General features: G+C 67.1%; 14 protein-coding genes. 9 read left to right on the forward strand and 5 right to left on the reverse strand.

Translation table 11 applies throughout. The annotated features are described in order from the left end of the window. Entirely contained in the window at positions 1-1,098 is a 1,098-nt protein-coding gene (moaA, locus tag ABS45_RS07555) for a GTP 3',8-cyclase MoaA (protein ID WP_291554662.1), read from the reverse strand. Between the two features lie 253 nt (positions 1,099-1,351). On the opposite strand from moaA, the gene ABS45_RS07560 reads away from it, so the two are divergent. Continuing rightward, the gene (locus ABS45_RS07560) at positions 1,352-2,251 is read left to right on the forward strand and encodes a DMT family transporter (RefSeq protein ID WP_291554631.1); all 900 of its coding nucleotides are present in this window, start codon (positions 1,352-1,354) and stop codon (positions 2,249-2,251) included. Here the strand turns inward: ABS45_RS07560 and lon are convergent. From lon to ABS45_RS07580, 4 genes are all read right to left on the reverse strand, one after another. After that, a complete protein-coding gene (gene lon, locus ABS45_RS07565; RefSeq protein ID WP_291554633.1) occupies positions 2,229-4,667 on the reverse strand; it encodes an endopeptidase La in 2,439 nt (812 codons plus the stop codon). The genes ABS45_RS07560 and lon overlap by 23 nt on opposite strands. Next, positions 4,664-5,062: an Hsp20/alpha crystallin family protein gene (locus ABS45_RS07570; RefSeq protein ID WP_291554635.1), complete on the reverse strand. Its 399-nt coding sequence runs from the start codon at positions 5,060-5,062 to the stop codon at positions 4,664-4,666. Before ABS45_RS07570 ends, lon begins: the two co-directional genes overlap by 4 nt. A gap of 61 nt (positions 5,063-5,123) precedes the next feature. Then, positions 5,124-5,624 carry an SRPBCC family protein gene (locus tag ABS45_RS07575; RefSeq protein WP_291554637.1) on the reverse strand — a complete coding sequence of 167 codons (501 nt, stop codon included), beginning with the start codon at positions 5,622-5,624 and terminating at the stop codon, positions 5,124-5,126. Between the two features lie 70 nt (positions 5,625-5,694). Further along, positions 5,695-6,204: an O-acetyl-ADP-ribose deacetylase gene (locus ABS45_RS07580; RefSeq protein ID WP_291554664.1), complete on the reverse strand. Its 510-nt coding sequence runs from the start codon at positions 6,202-6,204 to the stop codon at positions 5,695-5,697. Between the two features lie 544 nt (positions 6,205-6,748). Here ABS45_RS07580 and ABS45_RS07585 point away from each other — a divergent pair. The 8 genes from ABS45_RS07585 to ABS45_RS07620 all read left to right on the forward strand — a co-directional run bounded on the left by ABS45_RS07585 (position 6,749) and on the right by ABS45_RS07620 (position 18,890). After that, on the forward strand, positions 6,749-8,140 hold the full coding sequence (locus tag ABS45_RS07585) for an efflux RND transporter periplasmic adaptor subunit (RefSeq protein WP_291554639.1): 1,392 nt from the start codon (positions 6,749-6,751) through the stop codon (positions 8,138-8,140). Between the two features lie 133 nt (positions 8,141-8,273). Further along, on the forward strand, positions 8,274-11,603 hold the full coding sequence (locus ABS45_RS07590; protein WP_291554641.1) for an efflux RND transporter permease subunit: 3,330 nt from the start codon (positions 8,274-8,276) through the stop codon (positions 11,601-11,603). Positions 11,604-12,357: 754 nt separating this feature from the next. Then, positions 12,358-15,585, forward strand: a complete 3,228-nt coding sequence (locus tag ABS45_RS07595; RefSeq protein WP_291554643.1) for an efflux RND transporter permease subunit — start codon at positions 12,358-12,360, stop codon at positions 15,583-15,585. 59 nt (positions 15,586-15,644) lie between these two features. Then, positions 15,645-17,009, forward strand: coding sequence for an efflux transporter outer membrane subunit (locus ABS45_RS07600; protein WP_291554645.1), 1,365 nt, complete (start codon positions 15,645-15,647; stop codon positions 17,007-17,009). A gap of 48 nt (positions 17,010-17,057) precedes the next feature. After that, positions 17,058-17,396 (forward strand): SCO family protein, encoded by a 339-nt coding sequence (locus ABS45_RS07605; protein ID WP_291554666.1) that lies wholly within the window; start codon positions 17,058-17,060, stop codon positions 17,394-17,396. Next, a complete protein-coding gene (locus ABS45_RS07610) occupies positions 17,393-17,536 on the forward strand; it encodes a hypothetical protein (protein ID WP_291554647.1) in 144 nt (47 codons plus the stop codon). The genes ABS45_RS07605 and ABS45_RS07610 overlap by 4 nt, the downstream gene beginning before the upstream one ends. A gap of 75 nt (positions 17,537-17,611) precedes the next feature. Further along, on the forward strand, positions 17,612-17,944 hold the full coding sequence (locus tag ABS45_RS07615) for a hypothetical protein (protein ID WP_291554650.1): 333 nt from the start codon (positions 17,612-17,614) through the stop codon (positions 17,942-17,944). 109 nt (positions 17,945-18,053) lie between these two features. Further along, positions 18,054-18,890, forward strand: a complete 837-nt coding sequence (locus tag ABS45_RS07620) for an isocitrate lyase/phosphoenolpyruvate mutase family protein (protein WP_291554652.1) — start codon at positions 18,054-18,056, stop codon at positions 18,888-18,890. Positions 18,891-19,195: the final 305 nt, after the last annotated feature.

The raw sequence follows: 19,195 nt of genomic DNA on the forward strand, positions 1-19,195 counted from the left end.
TCAGCCGCCGATGTAGCTCATCTCGATGCGCTTGCCGCCCTCGGGCGCATCGTCCTTCTTCGGCAGGCTGGCGCGCAGCTCGGAATAGCGATCGTTCCTGCCATGCCAGATATCGGCAATGGCTTGCGACAGCTGCTCGTCCGTCGCGCCGCCACGCATCAGACCACGCAGATCCCAGCCGCTGGTGGAAAACAGGCAGGTGAAGAGCTGGCCTTCGGTGGAGAGGCGGATGCGGTTGCAACTGCCGCAGAAGGCCTTGGTCACGCTGCTGATGAAGCCGACTTCGCCCAGCTGCGGGTCAAACTCGCCATTGGCACCCGCGTAGCCCCAGCGCTCGGCCGTTTCGCCGGGCACGGTGGCCTCCAGTGGCACCAGCGGAAATTCCGCCTGGATGCGCGCCAGCACCTCTTTGGAGGGCACCACCTCCTGCATGCGCCAATGGTTGGTGGAGCCCACATCCATGAATTCGATGAATCGCAGCGTGATGCCGCTGCCGCGAAAGTGGCGCGCCATCGGCACGATCTCCTGATCGTTCACGCCGCGCTTGACCACCATGTTGACTTTCACGCGCTCAAACCCCGCGTCGCGTGCGGCATCTATGGCGGCCAGCACATCGACCACCGGGAAATCCACGTCGTTCATCGCTCGAAAGACGGCATCGTCCATGCTGTCCAGGCTGACCGTCACGCGCGCCAGACCGGCGGCCTTGAGTGCCTTGGCCTTGCGTGCCAGCACCGAGCCGTTGGTCGTCAGCGTCACCTCGGGCGGCTGGCCTTCGGTGGTGCGCAGCTCGGTCAGCATGGCAATCAGTTTGTCGATGCCCTTGCGCAGCAGTGGCTCGCCGCCGGTCAGGCGCAGCTTGTGCACGCCATGAGCAAGGAACAGGCCCGACAGGCGCGTGATTTCCTCGAACGACAGCAGGCTGCCATGCGGCAGAAAGTTGTAATCCTTGCCGAAGATTTCCTTGGGCATGCAGTAGGTGCAGCGGAAATTGCAGCGATCCGTGACGCTGATGCGCAAGTCACGCAGCGGGCGTCCACGCAAGTCCTTGAGGACGCCGGTGGGCGCTTCGAACGCGCCCTCGTGGGCGGGCGGCATCTGGCCGATGCGACGGGAATCGACGATGGTGGCGCGCTTGGTCGTGGTCATGCCATGCATTGTGCCGCCCTTGGGATGCGTGCGCCCGCATGCCGCGTTGGTCTGCACGCCGGTGGTGGCTTTGCATCATCCCGCGCAGCGCCTGAAGCCGTTGCTGCGGTGGTTTAATGCCGTGGTCGCCATCACTCTGATTTACGACTATTGATAGCTGTTGGCGCTTGCTGCACAAGCGCAAACACTGGTTTTTACTTGAATGTTTTCTTCCACCCGTGCACGCCTGGCGTTGGCGCTGATTGCCATCGTGCCGGTCTTCTGGGCGACCAACTACCTCATTGCCCGCAGTGCCCCGGGGGTCATTGCGCCCAATACCCTGGCGGGGTTGCGTTGGACTTTTGCCGGCAGCGCCTTCTGTCTGCTGGCCTGGCGTGAAATACGCGCGCACTTTCGCGCCATCCTGGCCGACTGGCGCCACATGCTGGTGCTGGGCGTGCTGGGCATGTGGATCTGCGGCAGCTGGGTCTATATCGCCGGCCAGAGCACCAGCGCGACCAATCTGGCGCTGATCTACGCGCTCTCGCCGGTGATGATCGTGCTGGTCTCGCACCTGTGGCTCAAGGAGCCGTTCAACCGCCTGCAGGCGCTGGGCGTGCTGCTCTCGCTGGCCGGGGTGGTGCATGTCGTCATCAGGGGCCAGTGGGCGCTGCTCACGCAGGTGCAATGGGTGGCGGGCGACGGCTGGGTGCTGGCGGCGACGCTGTCGTGGACCTTTTTCACCATCCTGCTCAAGCGCTGGAGCACCCCGCTGTCCAACCCCGCGCGCCTGGGCGTGATCAGCGTCTTTGGCGTGCTGGCGATCCTGCCGTTTGCCGCCTGGGAGGCTGCCACCGGCCCGCTACCCACGTTTTCCGTGCAGGGCGTGGGCCTGGCGCTGGCTGCAGCGGCGCTGCCCGGTTTTGCCGCCTACCTGGGCTACACCTTCATGCTGCGCGAGCTCGGCGCCGCCCGCGTGGGCGTGACGCTGTATCTGGGCCCGCCCTATGCGGCGGTGCTGGCCTGGCTGGTGCTGGGCGAGCCCATCCACGTCTATCACCTGGTGGGGCTGCTCCTGATCCTGCCGGGGATCTGGCTGGTCAATCGGGTGCGGGCGCGCTGACGGATGCAGCTGGCTCCAGCGCCGCTGCGATCGCCTGATCCACACGCTCCAGCCAGACGAATTCAAGCTTGTCGCGCACTTCCTGCGGGATGTCGTCATAGTCGCGCCGGTTCCTCGCGGGCAGCATCACGCGGGTGATGCCGGCGGCGGCAGCAGCGATGATTTTTTCCTTGATGCCGCCCACCGGCAGCACCAGGCCGCGCAGGCTGATTTCGCCGGTCATCGCGGTGTCGCTGCGCACCGTGCGATTGGTGAGCAGCGAGACCAGCGCGGTGAACATCGCCACGCCCGCGCTCGGGCCGTCCTTGGGGGTTGCCCCGGCAGGCACGTGCACGTGGATATCGAGTTCGGTGAAGCGCTTTTCCTCTATGCCGAGTTCCCCCGCGCGGTGCTTGACGATGGAGAGCGCCGCCTGTACGCTCTCGCGCATCACGTCGCCCAGTTGCCCGGTCAGGATCAGCGCGCCCTTGCCGGGGTAGCTCGTGGCCTCGATGAACAGGATGTCGCCGCCCACTGGCGTCCAGGCCAGGCCGGTCGCGACGCCGGGCGTGCTGGTACGCATCGCGACGTCGTTTTCAAAGCGCAGCGGCCCGAGGATATCTGCCAGATCGGCCGCCGTGACCGCGCGCTGCTCGGTCTTGCCCTCGGCGATTTGCACCGCGACGTGGCGCAGCACGCGGCCGATTTCGCGCGCCAGGTTGCGCACACCGGCCTCGCGCGTGTAGTCGCGGATGATGTGGCGCAGCGCCTCGTCGTCTATCGAGGCCTGCTCGGCGCCCACGCCGTTGGCTTCGAGTTGACGGCGCACCAGGTAGCGACGCGCAATCTCGAATTTTTCGTTCTCGGTATAGCTGACCAGCTGGATGATTTCCATGCGATCGCGCAAGGGCCCCGGGATGGTGTCGAGCTGGTTCGCGGTGGTGATGAAAACGATGCGTGAAAGGTCGAACGGCACACCGAGATAGTTGTCGCGAAAGCCGGCGTTTTGCTCCGGGTCGAGCACTTCAAGCATCGCCGCCGATGGATCGCCCTGGATGCCGCTGCCCATCTTGTCGATCTCGTCGAGCATCATCACGCAGTCGCGTGCCTTGGCCTTGCGGATCGCCTGGATGATGTTGCCCGGCATGGCGCCGATGTAGGTGCGCCGGTGGCCGCGGATTTCGGCCTCGTCGTGCACGCCGCCCAGACTCACGTGGGCGAAGGGCCGGCCCATCGCGCGCGCGATCGATTGGCCCAGCGATGTCTTGCCCACGCCCGGCGGGCCGACGAAGCACAGAATCGGCGCCTTGCCGTGCGGCGCGAGCTTGCGCACCGCGAGGAATTCGACGATGCGCTGCTTGATCTTGGTCAGGCCGTAGTGGTCTTGGTCGAGCACCTGGCGTGCTGCCGCGATGTCGATGGCGCGTGCTTCGGGCTCGGCCCAGGGCAGGGCGACCAGCCAATCGAGGTAGGTGCGCACCATGCCGGCCTCGGTGGCCTCGGTGGGCATGCGCTGGTAGCGGCGCAACTCCTTGCGCGCGATCTCGTCGGCCTCGGGCGGCAGCCTGGCCGCGTCGATCGCCTTGGTGAGCTCGGCGACTTCCTGCGATTTGCCGTCGTCCTCGGTCTCACCCAGCTCTTTCTTGATCGCTGCCATTTGCTCGCGCAGGATGGCTTCCTTCTGACGCTCGTCGAAGGTGGCCTTGGTGCGTTGGCCGATTTCCTGCGACAGACGCATCACCTCGATGCGCTTGGCCAGCAGGGCGGAGACCTTGTCGATGCGCTCGGCGATGTCCACTGTCTCCAGCAGGCTCTGCCGGTCGGCGCGCTCCAGGTCCATGTAGGCAGCCACCAGATCGGCCAGTGCCCCGGCGCCTGCGGTGTTCTGCACGGCGGCCACCAGCGGCGGCGGCACGTTGGGCAGCAGTTGCAGTGCCTCCAGCGCCTGCTGGCGCAGGTGCAGCACGCGGGCTTCGATTTCGGTGCCTTGCGCCCCGGGTTCGTCGATACGCTCCGCGCTCACTGTCAGTACCGGCTGCTCGCTGAGGAATTCCTTGACTCTGAAGCGCTGCACCCCCTGCACCACCACATGGTGGCCGCCTTCGGGCAAGGTGACGTAGCGCAGGATGTTGGCGATGGTGCCGGTGGTGTAGAGGTCTGCGGCCCTGGGCTCCTGGTTCTCGGTGTCCTTTTGCATCAGGATGCCGATCGGACGTTCGGCGCGCAGCGCCTGCTCGGCCGCCGCCACCGACGACGCGCGCCCGACGAGGATGGGAAACACCGTGCCCGGAAACAGCACCGTATCGGGCATGGCGACGATCAGCAGCGCATCCTCGGGCAGCTCGACGGCGGGGGTGGCGGATGTGTCAGAAGCAGGGGCAGGCAGGGGCGCAGCGCTGGTGGCTTCGCGCGCCTCGGTGTGCGGGTTATCGCTCATGGCGTCTTGTGCAGGCAGATCACCAGGCACCCTTGTTCATTGCGCACGTCCACCGCGCCGTAGCGGCCGGGCGGCAGCGGAATATGGCGCTCAAACCGACCCTGAGGCAGCTCCAGCCGGTGAATGGTGGCCGTGCGCAGTGCGGACGGCAGCGTGCGCCGACCGGAGACGACGAGTGCTGCGTCAACGATGACCGCCTTCACATCGTGCGCCTCCACCCCCGGCAGCGCGACGTAGATCAGCACCTCGTGCACCGTCTCCAGCATGTCCACCGGCGGCTCCCAGGTACTGGCGTGCCGGGGCTGGAACATCTGGCGGTGCAGGCGCTCTGCCCGGTCCAGCGCTGCCAGCGCGTCGGACCACATCCAGTCGGGCAAATCTTCTCGGCGTTTCATGTGCGTGCCTCGTGTCGGCTTCGATTGTGCGCGTCAGCCGCGCGGGCTGCAGCAAGCCGGTTCAACCGCCCAGCATGGCCTTGTAACCGGCGCGCGCCTTCATGTAGGTCTCGAACGGGAACTTGATCGGCACGCCCTCGAGCGCGGCGGCGAGCATCTCCAGGTGCCCTTCAAAGCCGGCGCAGGCCTTGGCCGCGTCCTCGCCTGCGGGCACACCCACGGTCAACACGAGCTGCGTGCCGCTCGCCGTGGGGCTCAGTTCCCAGCGCAGCGGGCGCTGGGGTTCGCTGCCGCTGCTCCATGAATATTCCAGCAGTTTGCCCGCGTCGAACGCGGTGACCTGGCTGTCGATCACGATGCCGCTGTCAACGAAGTCGATGCGCACCTTGCCATCCGGGCGCTGCTCTATCGTGCCGACGCTGAGCCACTGCGCCATCAGGGGCGATTCGGTCAGCATCTGCCAGACCTTGGCTGGGGGGTGCTCGAAGGTACGCGTGAGGCGCCCTTGATGGCCGTCGCCGTGTTTCGTGATCGTGCCGAGGGAGAGTGCGTCGTCGCTCATGAGGGTGTTCCTTTTATTGCAGGGTTCAACTGCCGTTCATCCTATCGCGGCGTCAAAACCCGCACGGGTTTCAAGCCTGAGATCGGCCCGCCAGCAGTGCCTCGTACAGCGCCAGATCGTGTGCGTTGAAACAGCAAAACAGCACCTCGGACAGCGTTCCCGGATGGTGCGCACGCACGCTGCGCACGGCGATTTCGGCTGCTTCGCGTTTGGGGTAGCCGTACACGCCGGTACTGATGGCGGGAAAGGCGATGCGCGCCAACCCGCGATCTTCGGCGATGGTCAGCGACGCGCGGTAGCAGCTCGCCAGCAGCTCGGCCTCATGTGCGCCGCCGCCGTGCCAGATCGGCCCCACGGTGTGAATCACGTGTCTGGCAGGCAAAAGGTAGCCGCCCGTCACCTTGGCCTGCCCGGTTTCGCAGCCGCCCAACCGTCTGCACTCGGCCAGCAGCCCCGGGCCCGCCGCGCGGTGGATGGCGCCATCGACGCCGCCACCACCCAGCAGCGTGGGGTTGGCAGCGTTGACGATGGCGTCCACCGCCAGGGTGGTGATGTCGGCTCGCAGGGCGCGCAGGATCATGATTCTTCTGGTGCGGCCGGGCGGCGCAAGAGCGCGCGGATGAAGGCGTACAGCCCCCCCGAGCACCAGCCCGACCGGCCCGGTGAAGAACCCGATCATCGGCCCCTGGTTGGCGTCGGGGGCGAGGATCATCGGGCCGAAGAAGCCCAGCAGAAAACAGATCAACCCGCTCTTGAGCGTGGTGCCGATGATGGCCTTGAGGTCAAATCCGGCGTCGGGGTTGGAGACGATCCAGAACGCCGCGCCCAGGCCCAGCGCCAGGGCCCAGGCGATCGCCTCCTCGATGAAGACGCTTTTGAAGATCGGAAAAAAAGCCTGCGCGATCACGATCAGCCACCAGGTGGCGTAGGCGATGGCGGCGCTGATGAGCAGGCGAAGGGCGGGGGGCATGGTTTCCTGCGGAAAAGCGGCCGCAGTATGGCGTGAAGCGGCGGTTAGGGCAAAAGGGCCGTGGTCCGGCACGCTTTACATTTCTTCAAAGGCTGCATACCGCCGGCTTGCCTGAGCTGGCTAGGATGCTCGGCAAACACCCAATCACATCACCATGGCAGACCTCGCCGAATCACCCGCGCAGACCGGGCACGCCCCAACCTCCACACTCGCCCCCGTACCACGGCCCCACCGCAAGGGGCTTTCCATTGTGCTCACGCTGCTCGTCATTGCCTTGCTGGCGGGTGGTGCGTGGTGGCTGGCGCAGCGCGGCAAGGCGCCGGCGGCAGGCGGCGGCGGCTTCGGGCCGGGACGCGGCGGGTTTGGCGGTGGCGCCAGCACCACGGTGGGTTCGGCGCTGGCGCTGCAGGGCGCGCTGCCAGTGGTGGTCGATGCGCTGGGCACCGTCACGCCGCCACTCACCGCCACGCTGGTGCCGCAGGTCTCGGGCGTGCTCACTGAGGTGCTGTTCAACGAAGGGCAGATGGTGAAAAAGGGTGAGGTGCTGGCGCGCATTGACGTGCGGCCCTACCAGCAAGCTCTGGACCAGGCACGCGGGCAGAAGGCGCGCGACGAGGCGCAGCTCGTGGCCGCGCGGCTCACGCTCTCGCGTTACCAGACGCTGCTTGCCCAGGATTCGATCGCGCGCCAGGACGTGGACACGCAGTCAGCGCTGGTCAAGCAACTGGAGGGTGCGGTGCAGGCCGACAGTGCCAGCGTGCGCTCGGCCGAACTGAATGTCGGCTTTGCGACGCTGCGCGCGCCGATCAGCGGGCGCATCGGCCTGCGCGCGGTCGATCCGGGCAATCTGGTGACCAGTGGCAGCGCGGGCGGCATTGCCACCATCACGCAGGTGGCGCCGATCGATGTGCTGTTTTCCGTGCCGCAAGAGCGCGTGGCCGCGGTGCAGGCAGCGCACAAGGCGGGCAAGTTGCCGGTGGCGGCGCTCGATCGCGCTCGCACGCAGCAGATCGCGCTTGGGCAATTCCTCACGCTGGACAACCAGATCAACGTGGCCACCGGCACGGTGCGTGCCAAGGCACGTTTTGCCAATGCCGATGGGCTGCTGTTTCCCGGGCAGTTCGTCAATGCGCGCCTGACGCTGGGGCAGGATGCGGGCGTGTTGGTGCCGGTAACGGCGGTACGCACCGGCCCGCAGGGTGATTACGTTTACGTGATCGACGCGCAGGACGTGGCGCACACGCGCACCGTGACGCGCGGGCTGGCGAACACCGAGCAGGTGCTGATCGCCCAGGGCCTGAAGGCGGGCGAGCGCGTGGTGACCGAAGGCGGTGACCGCGTGAAGGACGGCGGCAAGGTGCGCCTGAGTGATGAGACAAAAGTGCCTCCAGCGCAAGTGGGGCAAGCGCAAGCAGCTCCTGAAAACAAAGTACCCGATTTGAGCCGCCTGCCGCCCGAACTTCGCGAGAAGGTGCAGAAGATGACGCCCGAGGAGCGGCGCGCGTTCTTTGCGCAGCGGCGCGGGCAGCAGGGGGCTGGTCAATGAGTTGCGGGTTTGAACTCCCTCGCCCCTTTGGGGAGAGGGTGGGGGAGAGGGGCGGGTGCCGTGCATGTGCACACCGGCCCCCACCCCGGCCCTCCCCCAAAGGGGGAGGGAGGAACACCAAAGAGGCAAGCGCATGAACGTCTCGCGCCTCTTCATCCAGCGCCCGGTGGCCACCGCGCTGTTCATGCTGGCCATCGTGCTCGCGGGCCTGGTGGGCCTGCGCTTTTTGCCCCTGGCGGCGCTGCCGCAGGTGGATTACCCGACCATCCAGGTGCAGACGCTCTACCCCGGTGCCAGCCCCGACGTGATGAGCCGCACCGTGACCGCGCCGCTGGAGCGCCAGTTCGGCCAGATGCCCGGCCTCACGCGCATGGGCAGCACCAGCAGCGCGGGCGTGTCGATGATCACGCTGCAATTCGACCTGAATCTGGCGATGGACGCGGCCGAGCAGCAGGTGCAGGCGGCGATGAACGCGGCCGGCTCGCTGCTGCCCGCCGATATGCCCGCACCGCCGATCTACGCCAAGGTCAACCCCGCCGACGCGCCCATCCTGCAACTGGCCGTCACCAGCACCAGCCTGCCGCTGACCGACGTGCAGAACCTGGTGAACACGCGTCTGGCGCTCAAGATCAGCCAGATCAACGGCGTGGGGCTGGTCACGCTCGCGGGCGGGCAGCGCCCGGCCGTGCGCGTGCAGGGCAACGTGCAGGCGCTGGCCGCGATGGGCCTGGGGCTGGATGCGATCAGCAGTGCGATCAGCGCGGGCAACGTGAGCGGGGCCAAGGGCACGTTCGACGGGCCCAAGCGCCAGTACAGCATCAACGCCAATGACCAGCTCCTGTCCGCGCAGGAGTACCGCGAGCTGATCGTCGCCTACGTGAACGGCCAGCCGGTGCGGCTCAAGGACGTGGCGCAGGTGGTCGATGGCTCGGAGAACGACAAGCTGGGGGCGTGGACGGGGATCAAGGGCGCCAGTGGCGTGCAAGCCCCTCACCCCTCCCTCTCCCCAGAGGGGCGAGGGCGATCAAGCGTGCCCGGTTCACTCCCTCTCCCTCTGGGAGAGGGCAGGGGTGAGGGCCACGGCGACTCGTCGCTCCCCCTGGCCGATGCAGCCACCCCGCTGACCCCCGCCATCATCGTCAACGTGCAGCGCCAGCCCGGCGCCAACGTGATTGCCACCGTGGACGCGATCAAGCGCCAGTTGCCGCTCTTGGAGCAGGGCTTGCCGCAGAGCGTGCACCTGGCGGTGCTCAGTGACCGCACGCTGGGCATCCGCTCGTCGGTCGAGCATGTGGAGATGGAGTTGATCCTGGCCGTGGTGATGGTGGTGCTGGTGATCTTCGCCTTCCTGCACAGCCTGCGCGCCACCTTGATCGCCAGCATCGCGGTGCCGATCTCGCTGATGGGCACGGTGGGGGCGATGTACCTGCTCGGCTACTCGCTCAACAACCTCTCGCTGATGGCGTTGACGATTGCCACCGGTTTCGTGGTCGACGACGCCATCGTGATGATCGAGAATATTTCACGGCATCGCGAGATGGGCAAGCCGCCGCTGAAAGCCGCATTCGACGGCGCGGGCGAGATCGGCTTCACCATCATCTCGCTCACCGTCTCGCTGATCGCGGTGCTGATTCCGCTCTTGTTCATGCAGGAGGTGATCGGGCGGCTGTTTCGCGAGTTCGCCGTCACGCTGGCGATCACCATCCTGTTTTCCGCGCTGGTCTCGCTCACGCTGGTGCCGATGATGGCCGCGCGTGTGCTGCGCCCGCTCGATGAAGCTCAGGGCTGGCTGGCCCGGCGGCTGCAAGGCGGCATCGACGCGATGATCCGCTGGTACGACACGGGCCTCACATGGGTGTTGCGCCACCAGACCTTCACCCTGTGGCTGGCGCTGGCCACCTTTGCGGTGACGGCGCTGCTCTACGTCTTCATCCCCAAGGATCTCTTTCCCACGCAGAGCACCGGCCAGTTGCAGGGCCGGGTCGAGGCGGCCAGCGACGTCTCGTTCGCCCGCATGTCGCTGCTGCAGGGCGAAGTCGCGCGCTTGGTGCTGGCAGACCCGGCGGTTGCCTCGCTCAGCTCGGTCGTCGGCGTGGACGCGAGCAACAACGCGGCGCTTTCGTCCGGACGGTTGGTGATCAACCTCAGGCCCCACACGCTCTTCGGTGATTCCGAGGACACCATCATGCGGCGCCTGCGCGATCAGGTGGCCGGGCAGGTGGCGGGCGCGCAGCTCTACCTGCAACCGACGCAGGACTTGACGATCGATTCGGATACCGGCGCGACGCAATACCGCTTCGACCTGGAAGGCGTCGATACCAGGCTGGTGAACGAGTGGGCGCAAAAACTCGTCGGCATCATCACCGCGCTGCCCGAGGTGCGCCACGCGACGACCGACGCGGGCAAGACCGCGCCCTCGGCGATGGTGCGTGTCGATCGCGACACCGCCGCGCGCCTGGGCGTGGCCACCAGCACGCTGGACAACACGCTCTACAACGCCTTCGGCCAGCGCATCGTCTCGACCATCTTCAGCGAGACCAATCAGTACCGCGTGATTCTGGAAGCGGCCCAGGCGGACGCCGCCAGCCTGCAAGCGCTGCGCGATCTGCCTGTCAAGACCAGCGGCGGCGGCACCACGCCGCTGTCCTCGTTTGCCGACGTCGTCGAGGAGCCCGCCGCGCAGACCGTGCAGCGCGTGGGCCAGTACCCGGCCGCCACCGTGGGCTTTGACACCGCCCCCGGCGTGAGCCTGGGCGCGGCGGTGCAGGCGGTGGATGCGGCGGCGCAATCTGCAGGCCTGCCCGCGAGCCTGACGCTGCGCATGACGGGCGCCGCCGGGGCGTACCAGAAGTCGCTCTCCAACCAGCTCTGGCTGATCCTGGCGGCCGTCGTCTGCGTCTACATCGTGCTTGGCGTGCTGTACGAGAGCTATGTGCACCCGCTCACCATCCTCTCGACGCTACCGTCGGCGGGCGTGGGCGCGCTGCTGGCGCTGGAGTTGACCGGCCACGCGCTGGACGTGGTGAGCATCATCGGCCTGGTGCTGCTCATCGGCATCGTCAAGAAGAACGCGATCATGATGATTGACTTCGCGATCGAAGCCGAGCGCCACGAGGGCAAGAGCGCGGTCGAGGCGATCCACCAGGCGGCGCTGCTGCGCTTTCGGCCGATCCTGATGACGACGCTGGCAGCGCTGGCGGCGGCCGTGCCCTTGATGCTGAGCTGGGGGGATGGGGCGGAACTGCGCAGGCCGCTGGGGATTTCGATCTTTGGCGGGCTGGTGCTGTCGCAGTTGTTGACGTTGTTCACGACGCCGGTGATTTATGTCTGGTTTGATCGGCTGGGGGAGCGACTGGGCTGGGGCCGGACGAGTGAGGATTTGCTCACTCTTCCTCCGGGCGATGCTCCCGATTCACTCCCTCCCCCTTTGGGGGAGGGCGGGGGTGGGGGCCAGCAGCGATGAATATTTCAAGGCCGTTTGTTTTGCTGACGCCGTCGGCCGGGACATGCGCCCGGCAGCGCACTCACTTTCTTTTGCTTCGCCAAAAGAAAGTAAGCAAAGAAAAGGCGACCCCGTTGTCCGTGTCCCCTACGCTTCGCTCCGGGGCAACCTGCGGTGCTCGCAGCCGGGGTGTGCCGCGTAACTCACTTCGCGCTTGCAGCGCTGCGTTCGGACAAACGCGGCAAGTCAGATCACGAGGCGGATGCGTCCTGCGGCGCATCCGCTCACCCCGGCTGCTGCGCGCCTCGGCACGGCCAGAGGGGCTTGGATACGGGTACGGATGCGGGGACGGATACCAGTTCGCGCTTTGCAGAAGATCAGGGCTCGTGCATGGCCACTCCCCCATCCCCTCGGCTGCGCCTGCGTCGGCTTGCTTGCGCGGTGAGCATGCGCGTCGGAGCGCGCATGCCTTGTTGACTGACTCGCCGCGTTTGTCCGAGCGCAGCGCGCCAGCGCGAAGTGAGTTGTGCGGCGCACCGTGCAAGCGAGACGGTGCAGGTTTGCCCCGTAGCGAAGCGCAGGGGTCGCAGGCGTGGGGTCGCATTTCTTTTGGGTACTTTTCTTTGGCGAAGCAAAGAAAAGTGCCTCGCCCGCCGGGGCGAGACCCGGCTGACGGCGCTGGCAAAACTAATGATTTTGAAATATTCATTGCCGCTGGCCCCCACCCCACCCCTCCCCCAAAGGGGGAGGGGGCAAATACCGGGAGGGGTGAACGATGAACCTCTCGCGCCCCTTCATTCGCCGTCCCATCGCCACCATCCTGCTCACAATCGGCCTGGCGCTGGCGGGCATCGCCGCCTTTCTCACGCTGCCCGTCGCGCGACTGCCGGCGGTTGATTTCCCGGTGATCTTCGTTTCCGCCAACATGCCCGGCGCCAGCCCCGCCGACATGGCGCGCACCGTCGCCACGCCGCTGGAGCGCCAGCTTGGCACCATCGCGGGCGTCAACGAGATGACCAGCAGCTCCAGCACTGGGTCGAGCCGCGTGGTGCTGCAATTTGATCTGGGCCGCAACATCGACAGCGCCGCGCGCGACGTGCAGGCTGCGATCAACGCCGCGCGCATCGATCTGCCCGCGAGCCTGCGCACCAATCCGACCTACCGCAAGGCCAACCCGGCAGCGCAGCCCTTCATGATCCTGGCGCTGACGTCGAAAACGCGCACGCCGGGGCAAATTTTCGATGCGGTGAACAACATCGTCAGCCAGCGCCTCTTGCAGGTGCCGGGCGTGGGCGATGTGACGCTGGGCGGAGGCTCGCAGCCGGCGGTGCGGGTGGAGCTCAACCCGTTTGCGCTGCATGAGCTCGGTATCAGCAGCGACGACGTGCGCGCCGCGCTGCAAGCCAGCAACGCCAACCGGCCCAAGGGCACGGTGGACATCGGCTCGGCCGAGAACGGCCGCGCCCTGCAGGTGCTCACGCCCGCGCCTGGCCTGCACGCGGCGGACTATCGCGGCCTCATCGTTGCCATGCGCGCGGGTGCCGAGGTGCGCCTGTCGCAGGTGGCGCAGGTGCTCGACAGCGTGCAGGACACGCGCACGCGCGGCTCGTTCAACGGCCAGCCGGCCATCGTTGTCAACATCACCCAGCAGCCCGACGCCAACCTGATCGCCACCGCCGATGCGATCGATGCGCTGCTGCCGCAGTTGCGCGCGCAACTGCCGCAGGATGTGGATCTCACGGTGGCGATTGATCGCACCGGCTCGGTGCGCGGCTCGGTGCACGAGGTGGAAATCACGCTGGCCGTGGCGGTGCTGCTCGTGGTACTGGTGGTGGGGCTGTTTCTGCGCAATCTGCGCGCGGCGCTGATTCCGGCGGTGGCCACTGGCGTCTCGCTGCTGGGCACCTTTGCGGCGATGGCGGCGTTGGGTTATTCGCTCAACAACCTCACGCTGATGGCGCTCACCGTGGCCACGGGCTTCGTCGTCGACGATGCCATCGTCGTGATCGAGAACATCACGCGCCACCTGGAGGCGGGCGTGGCACGCACCCGCGCGGCGCTGGACGGCGCGCGCGAGGTGGGCTTCACGGTACTCACCATGAGCGTCTCGCTGGTAGCGGTGTTCATTCCGCTGCTGTTCATGGGCGGACACCCGGGGCTGCTGTTTCGCGAATTTGCGGTCACGCTGTCGGTGGCGGTGATGATTTCGCTGGTGATTTCGCTCACCACCACGCCCATGCTGTGCGCGCTGTTGCTGGGGCCGACCAAGGCGCATGAGGCACCGCGCCAAAGCGCTGCGGGCTGGCTGCGCACGCGCCTGGGGGCCGGGGCCAACCGCGTGCAGCGCGCTGTGATGCGCGGCTATGGAGCGGCGCTCGATTGGACGCTGGCCTTTCCCTGGCTGGTGATGCTGGTGCTGGCGGTGGTGGTGGCGCTGACCGGCTACCTTGCGGCGCACATCGACAAGGGCTATTTCCCGGATCAGGACAACGGCCAGTTCTTTGCCGGGCTGCGCGCCGACCAGAGCATTTCCACCAGCGCCTTTGGCGACAAGCTGCAACAAGCGGCCGACATCATTGGCGCCGATCCTTCAGTGGGCACGGTGGTGGCGTTTGCCGGTGGTGGGCGCTCCGGCGGGGGCTTTCTGTTTGGCGCGCTCAAGCCCGCGGCTCAGCGGCCCCAGGGCGAGAAGACGCGCGCCGTCATCAACCGCCTGCGCCCGCAGCTGGCCGCCATCACCGGCTTGAGCGTGTTCCTCAACCCCATGCAGGAGCTGCGCGCGGGCGGCAGAAGCAGCAACGCTACCTACCAGTACACGCTCAAGGCGGACAACGCGGCCGACCTCAAGCAGTGGACCATGGCGCTCTCGGCCCAGCTCAAGCGCGATGCGCGTCTGACCGACGTGGATGACGATGAAAGCGCCAACGGCGTGGAGACCTTCATCGAGGCGGACCGCGACAAGGCGGCGCGCCTGGGCGTGACGCCCTCGGCGGTGAACGCGGCGCTGTACAACGCCTTCGGCCAGCGCCAGGTGGCCACGATGTACAGCGACCTGAACCAGTACACCGTGGTGATGGAATGGGCGCCACGCTACGCCACGTCGCCCGTGGTGCTGCGCGACGTGATGGTGGCGGCCACGGCGGGTGCGGCGCCCGCCAGCGCAGCCAACCCGGCGCAGCGCGCCAGCTCCACCGGCGCAGCGATCTCCACGGCCGCGCGCACCATGGTGCCGCTGGCCGAATTCGCGCATTTTTCAGAACGCGCCGTGCCCGCCAGCGTCTGGCACGACGGCGGCGAGCTCTCCAGCACGCTGTCGTTCAACCTGGCCGATGGCACTTCGCTGGAGCAGGGCCGCCAGGCCGTGCTGGATGCGGTCGACGCCATCAAGATGCCCAACAAGGTGCGCGGCCAGTTCTCGGGCGCGGCGGCCGAAGCGCAGAAAACCCAGGGCCAGCAGGGCCTGCTCATCGTGGCCGCCATCGTCGTGATCTACCTCGTGCTGGGCATGCTCTACGAGAGCCTGATCCACCCCGTCACCGTGCTCACCACGCTGCCCAGCGCCGGGTTTGGCGCGGTGCTGGCGCTGATGCTGCTGAAGATGGAGTTCTCGCTGATGGCGCTGATCGGCGTCTTCCTCCTGATCGGTATCGTCAAGAAGAACGCCATCCTGATCATCGACTTTGCGCTCGACGCCGAGCGCAGGCGTGGCCTTGCCGCCGTGCAAGCCGTGCGCGAAGCCTGCCTGCTGCGCTTTCGCCCCATCATAATGACGACGCTGGCCGCCGGCCTGGGTGCGCTGCCGCTGGCCATCGGCTTTGGCGAGGGTGCCGAGTTGCGTCAGCCGCTGGGCGTGACCATCGTCGGCGGGCTGATTGCGAGCCAGCTTCTCACGCTGCTAACCACGCCCGCCGTCTATGTGCTGCTGGACAAGCTGCGCCGCCGCCCCACAGCCACCTCCGACACCGCCACGCAGGCCCCGCAGCCCGCCCTGGAGGGAACATGAAATCCATTGATTTGATAGCTGCTCGCGCTTGCCATACAAGGGCTGGAGGCATATTTTGCTTGATTTTTTCGATTCTGGTGCTGGGTGCCTGCTCCAGCGTCGGCCCTACTGCGCCCGGCGCTCCACCCGTCTGGCCCGCGCAGTGGAAGAGCGCTGCGCCAGAGGGCTGGGTCAGCACCGCCGATCATCCGCAGTGGCAAGACGGCTCGTGGTGGCAACTCTTTGATGATGCCGTGCTGAACGTGCTGATGGCGCAGCTTCAGGCCCGCAACCCTGCCATCGCGATGGCGGCGGCCAACGTCGCGCAGGCGCAGGCGCTGCTGGAGCAAAGCCAGGCCCAGCGCCTGCCCACGCTGGGCCTGCAAGCGGGCGAGCAGCGCAGCGGCAGCCCGGCGCGTGGCAGCGCCACGCTGGGCCTTGCCGCCAGTTGGGCGCCCGACCTGTGGGGGCGCCTGGCCGCCAGCGTGAACGCTCAAGAGGCCAGCCTGCAGGCGAGCGAGGCCGACCTGGCCGGTGCCCGCCTGGTCGCGCAGGCCAGCCTGGCGCAGGCTTACTTCCAGGTGCGCGAACTCGATGCCGAGCTGCGACTGATGGATGAAATCATCACCGGCTATGCCCAGGCGCTCAGCATCACCGGCCACCGCTACGAAAGCGGTATCGCGCCGCGCACCGACCTGCTGCAAGCGCAAACCACGCTGGAGAGCGCCCGCGCCACGCGTGAGAGCCTGGCCCGCAGCCGCGCCAACGCCGAGCACGCGCTGGCGCTGCTCGTGGGCCAGGCTCCGACGCAGTTCGCGCTGGCGAGCGCGCCCTGGCGCGCCGTCGTGCCATCGCTGCCCGTGCTCCTGCCGTCCGAGCTGCTGCTGCGCCGCCCCGATGTCGCCTCCAGCGAGCGCAGCGTGGCCGCCGCCAACGCCCGTATCGGCGCCGCGCGCGCCGCGTGGTTTCCCAGCATCAACCTGAGCGCGGGCGTGGGCGGTGCAGCGGCTGGCGTAACCGATTGGCTCTCGGTGCCCACGCTCACCTGGTCGCTGGGCGCGGCCATCGCGCAGACGGTGCTGGATGCGGGCGCGCGTGACGCCGCCATCCGCCAAGCCATCGCCCAGCAGCAGGCTGCCAGTGCCAGCTACCGGCAAACCGCGCTCGCCGCGATGGGGCAGGTGGAAGACCAACTGACCGCGCTCGCCGCGCTGACGCGCCAGATCGAGCACCAGCAGGCCGCCGCCGAAGCCGCTGCCGGTGCCGAACAGCGCACGCTCAACAGCTACCAGGCGGGCCTTTCCATCTACACCAGCGTCGTCACCGCGCAGGCCGCAACGCTCTCGGCGCGCCGCTCGCTCATGCAATTGCAATTGCAGCGCCAGCAGGCTTTCGTCGCGCTGGTGCAGGCGCTGGGCGGCGGCTGGACAGCCCCTTGGCGCTAAATGGCAAAAGGACAAACATGCAACTGATATTTCAATATATTCGCCCAGCTGCAGCAACGATTGGCACCGCAGATCGCCACAGGCCAGGTGCAGCTGGTGAGCATTAGCTTTGATCCGGCGTACGACGACCCGGCTCAACTTGCCGCTTACCAGCGCCGTTCGGGCGATCGCGGCAAGGGCTGGATTGCGGCGCGCCCGGCGCAGGCGGCCGATTTGCCGCAGCTGCTCGCCACCTTTGGCGTCAAAGCCGTACCCGATGCACTGGGAGGCTACGTCCACAACGCGGCCATCTCCGTCGTCAACCCTGAAGGGCGGGTGGTGGCAGTGCTGGACTGGGAGGCGATGCAGCAGGCGCAGGACTATGTGTTGCAAAGGGTGGTGCAGTGAAGGGCAGTGCATGCGGCAAGACCTGGCTGGCGGCATTGCTGTGGCTGGCGCTTGCGCTGCCGCCTGCCCGGGCCTTGCTGGAGGCGAGCATGGCGCGCCAGATGCTGATGCAGATGCCTTTGCTGGCGCTTGTCGGCTGATGGCTGGCCGCTGCCCTGCCGGCATCCTGGCGTGACGCCATTGGCAGCGCCAATGCGCATGGCATCAACGGTTTTTTGCTCGCCTCATTCACCGGCATGCTCTGGATGGTGCCGCGCATGCTCGATGAGTCGCTCGACCTGCCCTGGGTGGAGCTCGCCAAGTTCACGTCCATCCCGTTGCTGATCGGTCTGCCTCTGGCGTTGAGCTGGCCGCGAGCGGGCTTCGTGCTGCGCGCAGCCGTGCTGGTCGAAGCCATTGCCACGACATTTCGCCTGGCGTGGCTCTACCTGGCATCGCCCGTGCGCCTGTGCAGCAGTTATTTGCTGGACGACCAGCAGCGCCTGGGCCAAGGGCTGCTGGCGCTGGGCATAGCGCTGTGCGTGCTGTTGAGCTGCAAGCTCATGTAGGGACATATCCGGGTGGAAGGCTCGTAAAACAAGCCGAGTGCCATTGCGCTGGCGCGGGCCATTGGTCCGGCCTACGATGCACGCCAATCACCCCTTCGGAGCCCTCTCAATGGACCAAGCCGTTCAGATCAAGCATGCGCAAACCCTGCGTCGTCTGCACCACGCGGACGATGTGTTGCTGCTCCCCAACGCCTGGGACGCCGGCAGCGCAGCGCTGTTTGCCGATGGCGGCTTTGGTGCGATTGCCACCACCAGTGGCGGCGTGGCGTGGGCGCTTGGCTACCAGGACGGTGAGCAGGTGCCGCTGCAGGAGGTGCTGTCCGTAGTGCGCCGCATCACGCACACGGTTGCGCTGCCGGTGACGGTGGATTTTGAAAGCGGCTACGGCACGGGGCCAGAGCAGGTCGCGCAAGCCGTTCGCGCGCTGATCGCCACCGGGGCGGTGGGTGTGAACCTGGAAGACGGCATGACTGGCCACGGGCCGCAGCGCGGCGTACAGGAGAGCGCCGAGCGCATCCATGCCGCACGGCAAGCCGCAGAGCAGGCGGGCATTGCACTGGTCATCAACGCCCGTATCGACAACTGGATGCATCCCGTGGATTCCCCGTCGGCTCCGCTGGCCGATGCCCTGGCGCGTGCCGCGGCCTACCGTGCGGCAGGTGCCGATTGCCTCTACCCCATAGGCCTGAGCGAAAAGGCCACGATCGCGACTTTCGTGCGGGAGGCGGGGATACCTGTGAATGTCATGGCCGGCGCTGGAGGCATGGACCTGGCCGGTCTGCGTCAAATTGGTGTGGCGCGCGTGAGCACCGCCACGCGCTTTGCCACGCTGGCCCTTGGAACCCTGCGTCAGGCGGCGCAGGAGCTGCTGCGATCCGGCAGTTTTGATGCTCTGGCGGGGGATTTCAGCTACCGGGATGCGCAGCAGTTGTTCAAAGCCGGATAGCGGGCGCTGCTCCGTTGCTGCGGAACTTGCGCCGGGCACATGTAATCAAAAGTACCAAGACACTGGTTTGCCTGCTCATGGAGGTATGCCATGGACGCGATCACGAAAGCATGCGGTGCGCTGGCACTGATCGGCTTGTGGGGCTGCGCTGGCGCCGAGACACGGCCACCGCCTACGCCCGATATCGCGTTGGGCTCGCGTGCGGAGAGTTGATGTCCCAGCAAGTGGTGTAAGTCTTTCACCGCGGCAAGACGCGTAGGGCGTAGCCCGAAGCGGCTTGCCGCGCGGCGATGGTGATCCCCACT

The sequence above is a fragment of the Comamonas sp. SCN 65-56 genome (genome assembly GCF_001724135.1).
Taxonomy (GTDB): domain Bacteria; phylum Pseudomonadota; class Gammaproteobacteria; order Burkholderiales; family Burkholderiaceae_C; genus Comamonas_C.